8 protein-coding genes are annotated in these 8,215 nt (G+C 56.7%); all 8 read left to right on the top strand.

Annotation, left to right across the window (positions count from 1 at the left end; all coding sequences use genetic code 11):
• The first annotated feature begins 435 nt into the window (after positions 1–435).
• The 8 genes from ACYVGK_RS14655 (at position 436) to ACYVGK_RS14690 (ending at position 8,138) form a co-directional block, all read left to right on the top strand.
• Positions 436–831 (top strand): cupin domain-containing protein, encoded by a 396-nt coding sequence (locus ACYVGK_RS14655; protein WP_460735001.1) that lies wholly within the window; start codon positions 436–438, stop codon positions 829–831.
• A gap of 111 nt (positions 832–942) precedes the next feature.
• Positions 943–1,326, top strand: coding sequence for a hypothetical protein (locus tag ACYVGK_RS14660; protein ID WP_460735003.1), 384 nt, complete (start codon positions 943–945; stop codon positions 1,324–1,326).
• Between the two features lie 1,234 nt (positions 1,327–2,560).
• Positions 2,561–2,938: an MAPEG family protein gene (locus ACYVGK_RS14665; RefSeq protein ID WP_460735014.1), complete on the top strand. Its 378-nt coding sequence runs from the start codon at positions 2,561–2,563 to the stop codon at positions 2,936–2,938.
• A gap of 948 nt (positions 2,939–3,886) precedes the next feature.
• Positions 3,887–4,180: a hypothetical protein gene (locus ACYVGK_RS14670; protein WP_460735005.1), complete on the top strand. Its 294-nt coding sequence runs from the start codon at positions 3,887–3,889 to the stop codon at positions 4,178–4,180.
• An 847-nt stretch (positions 4,181–5,027) separates the two neighbouring features.
• The gene (locus ACYVGK_RS14675; RefSeq protein ID WP_460735007.1) at positions 5,028–5,390 is read left to right on the top strand and encodes a hypothetical protein; all 363 of its coding nucleotides are present in this window, start codon (positions 5,028–5,030) and stop codon (positions 5,388–5,390) included.
• Between the two features lie 386 nt (positions 5,391–5,776).
• Positions 5,777–6,268, top strand: coding sequence for a hypothetical protein (locus tag ACYVGK_RS14680; RefSeq protein ID WP_460735009.1), 492 nt, complete (start codon positions 5,777–5,779; stop codon positions 6,266–6,268).
• Between the two features lie 1,091 nt (positions 6,269–7,359).
• Positions 7,360–7,749 carry a DUF4260 domain-containing protein gene (locus ACYVGK_RS14685; protein WP_460735010.1) on the top strand — a complete coding sequence of 130 codons (390 nt, stop codon included), beginning with the start codon at positions 7,360–7,362 and terminating at the stop codon, positions 7,747–7,749.
• Between the two features lie 62 nt (positions 7,750–7,811).
• Positions 7,812–8,138, top strand: coding sequence for a nucleoside triphosphate pyrophosphohydrolase family protein (locus ACYVGK_RS14690; RefSeq protein ID WP_460735012.1), 327 nt, complete (start codon positions 7,812–7,814; stop codon positions 8,136–8,138).
• The last annotated feature ends 77 nt before the right edge of the window (positions 8,139–8,215 follow it).

An 8,215-nucleotide genomic window follows, 5' to 3' on the forward strand; every position in this document is an offset into this window, starting at 1 on the left:
TCGACGGGGCCTAACAATTCATTCAAGCCGAAGCCGCTTCGCGGCTCGGCTTAATTCAGGCGTTAGGCCGTATTCGGGCAGATCAAACGGGCCCTTGGCTACAGCGCCACGTTCGGCGATATCACTGCAGCTTTCCGCAAAGGCCGCGGCTACTCTCCGACTTCGGCAAACACTCCACGCCTGAGCAGTATCGGCCCACGCCGCCGAGCAACAGCAACGGCCTAGTGCCCCGCCCTCTCGTCACCTGCCGGCCCATCGGCTAGCTCTGTCAGTGCTACGCAGCCTTCAGCACCACATCGCTCTTCGGGTAAAGTTCCGGCATTCCAGGCGGGGCGACGTGATCCACCTCGCGTCATCCGGCCTAACAATTCATTCAAGTGGAAGCCGCTTCGCGGCTCCACTTAATTCAGGCGTTAGGCGCCAATGGAGGCGGTCGTGACTGCCAACGAAATTCTTAGCACTTACTTGCACGTCCAGGACGGCGGAAAGACCAACGCCATTCCCGTGTCGGAGACATTCTGGGAGGAGTTGGCGGAGGGCAGGCATCCCCAGCTGGACCAAGGCCGGCTTATGTCTGCTTTCACCTTCTCAGAGTCATGGTCCATGTGGGAGCGCCATCCCGCTGGTGAGGAGTTGGTCATGCTTCTGTCAGGTGCTGCGACCATCGTGCTCGATGAGTCGGGCCATGAGCGCGCCGTGCTTCTGAGTGAGCCCGGAGCCTATGTTTTGGTTCCTCAGAACGTTTGGCACACTGCCAAGACCACCGTTCCAACCACCATGTTATTTCTCACACCCGGCGCCGGCACTGAGCATCGCCCGGTTGGCGCCTAACAATTCATTCAAGCCGAAGCCGCTTCGCGGCTCGGCTTAATTCAGGCGTTAGGCCGCACACCAAGAATCATCGTCATGCTTAGAAACCTAAAGTTTCCGCTCCTATATGTAATGACAACGCTGCTGTGGCTACCACTCATGGCAGCTTTTTACGGCGTGTTTTCTTTCCTCGCGGCAAAGCCCTTCGCTAGCTTCGACCTCCAAGGCAAGTCCCTCCCGGCTAGCTGGGAGGCCGCCGTTCCAAATCATGGCAAGTTCTTGCAGGGCTATCTAATTTCCAACCACCCAGTCGCATTCTCGCTATGCGTGGCCGCCTTGCTCGGCGGCAACTATTTGCTCTACCTCGTTCAGAGGGCGCAATTGGCGCAAGCAAAAGAGGCCAGCGCTTCGGGGGCCATTGCGCACAAGATCGCAAACGTCTGTGTGGTTGCCGTGCTGGCAGCTATCGGCTACTTCCTGGTTATGCGCGTCCTGGTCGGCGTCAGTGCGGCCTAACAATTCATTCAAGCCGAAGCCGCTTCGCGGCTCGGCTTAATTCAGGCGTTAGGCCGTATTCGGGCAGATCACACAAGCCCTTTGCCACGGCGTTTCGTTCGGCAGTATTACGGCAAGCTTCCGCAAGAGCCGCGGCCACCCTACCGCTCCGGCGAGCACTTCGCGCCCGCGCAATGTCGGCCCACGCCGCCGAACAACAGCAAAGGCCTAGCACTCTCGCCCTGTTGTCATCGGCACCATCGCCGGCACGCCCAATGGCCTCCCGGACACTCCAGCAACGCGCTGGCTCTTCGGTTAAAGTCCCGGCATTCAGGGCTGGCGACGTGATGCACCTCGCGTCATCCGGCCTAACAATTCATTCAAGTGGAAGCCGCTTCGCGGCTCCACTTAATTCAGGCGTTAGGCTCCTATGCCACAAATCGTCACTCCAATTGCCGCTACTTTTCTCATGCTCCTTGGCACTTCGGCGGTCGCTGCATCTAGACCGTCGTCCTTAGATAGCATCGAGCAACTTCCAGACGGGTCAATACAGGTTGCAGTTACATCATGGCTGATTCGCCCTGATGGGTCACACCGCCCTTCCGTCAATATGAGAGAGAAGCTTGAGGAGGCGGCCTCTTATGCATGCAAGGGTGGCCCATATGAGCTGCAGACCGAAAACCGTGCCGAATTGCTCAATCCAAAGAGTGGCGGCCTAAAAGCAAAACTCTCTGGCGTCGTTATTTGCGGGTCGGCGCCTAACAATTCATTCAAGCCGAAGCCGCTTCGCGGCTCGGCTTAATTCAGGCGTTAGGCGCCACAGCAAGGGTCCAATCGCGCAATGCCAACGTGGGTACTCTTCACACTCCCGACTCTCTCGATCATGGGTCTTTGGCTGGCCGTTTCCTTTGGCTCCCACCCCATTGTCGTAGCGGTTTCAGGGGCAATAGGCTTCTTCTCAATTGCTGTTGAGCTTGTTGTTGTTCCTGTGACAGTTCTTGCGCTAGCTTCCACCCCGTCGTCGCGCACAACCCCTCGGCTTGTTGGCGTAGCATTCTGCTCGGCTCCCATTCTCGGCATTATTTCTGCCGTAATGTTTGGCGGCATATGAGCCATGGCGTTCACCACCTCCGGGGTGGCGCCTAACAATTCATTCAAGCCGAAGCCGCTTCGCGGCTCGGCTTAATTCAGGCGTTAGGCCGCTTAGTCCAGACCTCGTTACGGGAACCATATGACGCATCCCTTGATACTCCCAATGGCTGCTCATGTAGCGTTAGCTTCCCTCCTCTACGTTCTGCTTACCGTTGCGCGCGCCCCCAAAGTTTGGGGCATCGGCCAACGTGCAGACGGCTCAAACCCTTGGATAGGTATCGAGCCCCGCATCAGCGCAAACCTGTCCAATCAGTTCGAGTGGCCTTTGTTCTTCTATGCAGCATGCCTGTTGCTAATCCAGAGCCAGTCAGAGAGCGCCGCCGCGGTTCTGCTTGCCTGGATCTTTGTGCTTGGGCGCTTGGCGCATAGCCATGTTCAAATCTGCACTACAAACATTCGGCTGCGTGGTTTGGTGTTCACCATCAACTTCCTTGCCACACTCGGACTATGGGCCTTGCTCCTCCCCGGGGCAGCGGCCTAACAATTCATTCAAGCCGAAGCCGCTTCGCGGCTCGGCTTAATTCAGGCGTTAGGCGCGTGATCACTTTCAGGGACTCTCACTTTGACATCCTCTGTGCGGAGCTCGTGGTCCTTGACCGCGGCGGCGCGATTACGTGGGGCATACACATAAAGGGACTGCCTAGTCCCACTTGTGATTTAAAGGCTCCTCAATTCACCCTGTGTGGAGTCCCGTTTCCGGTCGCAGGGCTTGATGCTTTGATTGGCAAAGAATTGTCCCTTCCCCAGGGCGAGCCAGAGGACACAGATCAACCGCAGGCTCTGGTCTACGTCTGGGACTGGTCTGCCGCAAACCATAACTCCATCCTCATTGAGCGCCACAGTCCTGAAACTGTTCTAGTTTCGTGGTCTGGTAGCTGCGATGACCCGGAGTTCTACGATTTTCGTGGAAACGCTGGCGCCTTCAGCATCAATTGCATTTGTAGTATTCGGTATCAAACCTAGGTGGTGGCCTTTCGGGCACGCGCCTAACAATTCATTCAAGCCGAAGCCGCTTCGCGGCTCGGCTTAATTCAGGCGTTAGGCCGCCACGTAACGTTCCGACTCCTCGTCCACCACGCTTAAGAGGTAATAATCGATGAGTTCACGCCGCGAATCTCTTCGAGTCGTCTTCGTTCTCGCCGCCTTTGGTCTCCTAAGCCTTTTCAGCATGCTCGCTCGCCCGACCCTCGCCAACATTCGAGCGGTGGATTTCGTGCACCTCATCGGCACAGGCATGTGTCTTGGCGGCGCCATCGTGGCACTTGTTTGGGCACGTTCGCAGTAACGCAAACCTGTCCAATCAGTTCGGGTGGCCGTTGGGCCACACTCGCACTATGGGCCTTGCTGCTCTCCGGGGCAGCGGCCTAACAATTCATTCAAGCCGAAGCCGCTTCGCGGCTCGGCTTAATTCAGGCGTTAGGCCCCGCAGATGGATGACCGTCGAGTTCACGCAAAGCGCATCACTGACGAGATCCGGCAAGTACTCATTGACCAATGGGACCCGATCGGCGTCATGGATGACCCAGACTGGCCTCGTGACGAGTACGACTCTTATATCGGGGAGATATACAAGTACTTGGCGCGCGGCGAGTCGGCCGAGTTCATTGCCAGACACTTGTGCCTGATCGAGGAGACAATGATGGGCCTTGGTCGTCTGCTGGAGTCCACGCGGTTCCCGGTCGCTCAAGCCCTCAAGGCCATAGATGTTTCGCCGCTGGAGTAGTCTTTTTGTTGTCTGGGCTGGGTCCGAGGCGCGTCGGGCGAGCCCTAACAATTCATTCAAGCCGAAGCCGCTTCGCGGCTCGGCTTAATTCAGGCGTTAGACGTGCTCAGACACTACCTCATAGTCGGAATTGTGCTTCTTTCCTGCGTTGGGTGCGCTCGCGAGCCCACGCCTCAAGATGCTGTCAAGCACCTATCCCCAGATGGCAAAGCTCAGTGCACATCGCTAGGCGGCACTGTAGGCGAGATCCTACCCGGCGTTGAAAGGTGCATTCGCGCGACCACCGATGGCGGAAAGTCCTGCACCGATGGATCACAGTGCCAAGGCACTTGCAACGCTCCCGCCACGGCTCAGGCCGGCGCCGTGACAACGGGGACATGTTCCACAAGGGTCGACCGGATGAGCTGCGTCAACCTCGTAGTGCAGGGCATAGCTAGCGGGCGAGTATGCTTTGACTAGCAGCACGTCTAACAATTCATTCAAGCCGAAGCCGCTTCGCGGCTCGGCTTAATTCAGGCGTTATGCGTGGTCAAAAGACGGGCGATGCGTGCCGGCGCCGAAGCGCTGCGGGTAAAGCTCGCAAAGCCTGCACTCGATCTATCTCGCTCGCGCCGCTCGGCTTGCGGTCACATGGCTGGCTTCACCTTGGCGGCGCCTTCGGCGCCGGACGGGGAAACAACCGGCCACTCACTCTCCCCGCTTCCGTGTAGTGATTGCCGCATCCCGATTGTCCCGGGCTAAGATCTCTTCAGCGTCCACGGCTCCCTGTTCTCCGTGGCTGCATAACAATTCATTCAAGCCGAAGCCGCTTCGCGGCTCGGCTTAATTCAAGCGTTAGGCGGCACCGATGAATGATGGCATCGTCAAAAGAATTGCAATTTCGATATTCAAGGACCTCATCGTTCCTTGGAGCATTAGTGCAGCCTGTATTGCGCTTTTCTTCGTTGTCGTATGTAGTTTTGGCTTGATCGCGTGGCCAGTATGTTTTTGCGCCTTCCTGTTTCTGTGCGTTACGCGCAGAAATGCCACCCCCTCTAGCAATGAGCCAGATTCGGGAGGCGCATCTCAGCCGATGGAGGACGGACTTACGGATGAGGAACTAATGCGGCGCTATCGCATCACGTACGAACGAAAAATGTATATCTACGGGGATTATCATTACGACAAGCTTTGGCAGGCGGTCGCCCATGCGCGTCACGATGTGTCGTGAGCCGCCTAACAATTCATTCAAGCCGAAGCCGCTTCGCGGCTCGGCTTAATTCAGGCGTTATACGTGGGCCAAAAGCGTTAACAGGTAATCACTGTCAGAACACTGCGGGTAAAGCCCAACAGCCGGCACTCGACACATGGCGTTCGCGCCGCTGGCTTTCGGTTACAAGGTTGGCCACGTCCCGGCGGCGCTGCCCGCCGCCGGACAGCCAAGCACTGGCCCCACACTGTTACGGGATCGCGCAGTGATTCTCTTCTCCCGATTTGCCCGGCGATCGTTGCACCGCCCTGCTTCGCCGATTACCGTGGCGTATAACCATTCAATGCAGCCGAAGCCGCTTCGCGGCTCGGCTAATTTCAGGCGTTAGGCACTATGGGGAGAGTCCAATGAGAAGCCTTCTGCTTTTGATACTGCTGCTGCTTGTCTCCAGCGCTGTGTGGGCCACAGACCGAAAAGCAGACCTGCCCTATGTGCAGGCAGGTCCGGCCAAGCAGGAGCCAATGCAAGAAGTTCCCACCATGCATCCTACGGCTGTGGCAAAAGAGAGGGCCACGACTCGTCTGTCGCAAGGTTTGGTTCAAACCTCCGCCCCGGCTCAACGAGATTGGACATCCATCGAGATTGTTCTGAGCCTAGCCGTACTGGTCTTTGCTTTAGCCGCCTTGATAATTGAGGCATTCATAGCAGTCAAAGCACAGAAGCCATGGTCGCCTCAATCAATTACCCGAGCGTTCGGGCTAACCATGATTCTGTCTTTCTCCATGCTCCTAATTGTGGCGGGATACGACAAAGATCAGATTGCCCCGGTCATGGGCCTGCTCGGCGTGATTGCTGGCTACTTGCTTGGCAATGCTGACCGCCCCCGGGCTAGTGCCTAACAATTCATTCAAGCCGAAGCCGCTTCGCGGCTCGGCTTAATTCAGGCGTTAGGCCCCATACCACATGTCCAAGATTGTCATAGCCGCCGCCGGCAGCACTCTCGCTCCTGCTTTGGCTGTTCTTCGAGAGCTTGGCTACGTTGTTTCAAGCGTTTCAGATGATTCTCTACTCCTGCAGGCTGAGAACGGACAATATCGCTTGGTGGCCGAGGACATGCTTCAACTACTTGGCTTAGCCTCTATTGCAGCTCATCGAGGCCCTGCTTGGGCCCCTACGGACTCGGAGATTTCCGACCTTATCCGTTTGGATAGCCGCAATGGGGCCTAACAATTCATTCAAGCCGAAGCCGCTTCGCGGCTCGGCTTAATTCAGGCGTTAGGTCTACATGAAACATCCCTACTTATTCATCTTTCTGTCCCTACTTCCGACGACCTCTCGGGCGGACGATTTCACCCCTGCGGAGCGCAAGGCGATAGCCGAGACTCGCATCTCTCTGGAACAGTCATGCCAGTCGCAGCTTAGTCGGATGCCCTCCGCCGACTCAGATGCACCGACTCTCGCTCGGTGGCTTAAGAGCATTTCAACAGCAAGTGACTACTGCACCTGCACAGCTGAGACATTCTCCAGGAAAGTAACTCCGCAGATGCTTAGGTCGGGATCTTCCACGCAGGGTGCCGCGCTAGTAAAACAGTCAGGAATCGAGTGCATCGTCCCAAAACTAAAAATCACATTCCCCGCATTCTGCGGCGACATGGTTAAGGACGTTACAGGCAACAGCGTCCTTTCACCTACCCAAGCACAGACGGCCGATAAATTCTGCGGATGCGTTCAATCTGGCATAGACAGCATCAATGCGGACAACTTCACTGAATTCTTTAGATCCACAATGAGCGACTATCAAAGCTACGTAAACACTCGTGAGCTTCCGCCTTCCAGCTCGCCGTCCCTTCTCGCCACAATGCAAACTTGTGGCATTAGAGACCTCAAGAGCAAGCTTGCAGGTGACTAGCTGTAGACCTAACAATTCATTCAAGCCGAAGCCGCTTCGCGGCTCGGCTTAATTCAGGCGTTAGGCGCCAGGAGAAACATCATGGCCGGTGCGGCATCAGGCGGTGTGCGGGGACTGCTTCGAGTTGAAGGCCTGTGTGTTCTTGCAGTCAGCCTCGTCGCCTATTCAAAGTTCGGTATCGGGTGGGGCACATTTGCCCTGTTCTTTCTCGCACCGGACCTATCGTTCCTTGGCTACTTGGGCGGGCCTACGGTTGGCGCTGCGTCGTACAACATTGCGCACTCTTACACTGGCGCACTCGCGACTTTGGCTGCGGGCATTTTTCTGTCAGTTCCACTTGCCATCACTGGCGGCCTCATTTGGGCCGCACACATCGGCTTTGACCGTGCGCTAGGCTACGGCCTCAAATACTCGGCAGGGTTCGGATTTACCCACTTGGGTCTCATTGGGCGTGCACGGGCTGGCGCCTAACAATTCATTCAAGCCGAAGCCGCTTCGCGGCTCGGCTTAATTCAGGCGTTAGGCGGCATGAAATGAACTTCAGCGATCTGGAAAAGGCGGCCCTGCAACTGAACGAGCTCTACGAGCAGCTCGAGGTCAAGAGATGGGGGCGCGTATGGACGACACAGGAACTTGCACTCGGCTTCGTTGGGGATGTCGGAGACTTGGCAAAGCTGATCCAGGCACACACCAGCGTCCGCACCATCGATGATTGCCATGCCAAACTCGGCCATGAGCTTTCGGATTGCCTATGGTCGATTCTCGTCCTTGCCAACAAGTGCGGAATTGACCTGCAAGCAGAATTCGTGAGGAACACCCGAGAAATCTCAGAGTATGTGTCGGGCGAGCTCGCAAAGTAACCGGCAGCCGCCTAACAATTCATTCAAGCCGAAGCCGCTTCGCGGCTCGGCTTAATTCAGGCGTTAGGGCCCACATG

The sequence above is a fragment of the Lysobacter tyrosinilyticus genome (genome assembly GCF_054779815.1).

Coding starts and splice junctions, on each gene's coding strand:
- ACYVGK_RS14680 (WP_460735009.1), top strand. CDS start 5,777: ATGAGAAGCCTTCTGCTTTTGATACTGCTGCTGCTTGTCTCCAGCGCT.
- ACYVGK_RS14685 (WP_460735010.1), top strand. CDS start 7,360: ATGGCCGGTGCGGCATCAGGCGGTGTGCGGGGACTGCTTCGAGTTGAA.
- ACYVGK_RS14660 (WP_460735003.1), top strand. CDS start 943: ATGACAACGCTGCTGTGGCTACCACTCATGGCAGCTTTTTACGGCGTG.
- ACYVGK_RS14665 (WP_460735014.1), top strand. CDS start 2,561: ATGGCTGCTCATGTAGCGTTAGCTTCCCTCCTCTACGTTCTGCTTACC.
- ACYVGK_RS14675 (WP_460735007.1), top strand. CDS start 5,028: ATGAATGATGGCATCGTCAAAAGAATTGCAATTTCGATATTCAAGGAC.
- ACYVGK_RS14690 (WP_460735012.1), top strand. CDS start 7,812: ATGAACTTCAGCGATCTGGAAAAGGCGGCCCTGCAACTGAACGAGCTC.
- ACYVGK_RS14670 (WP_460735005.1), top strand. CDS start 3,887: ATGGATGACCGTCGAGTTCACGCAAAGCGCATCACTGACGAGATCCGG.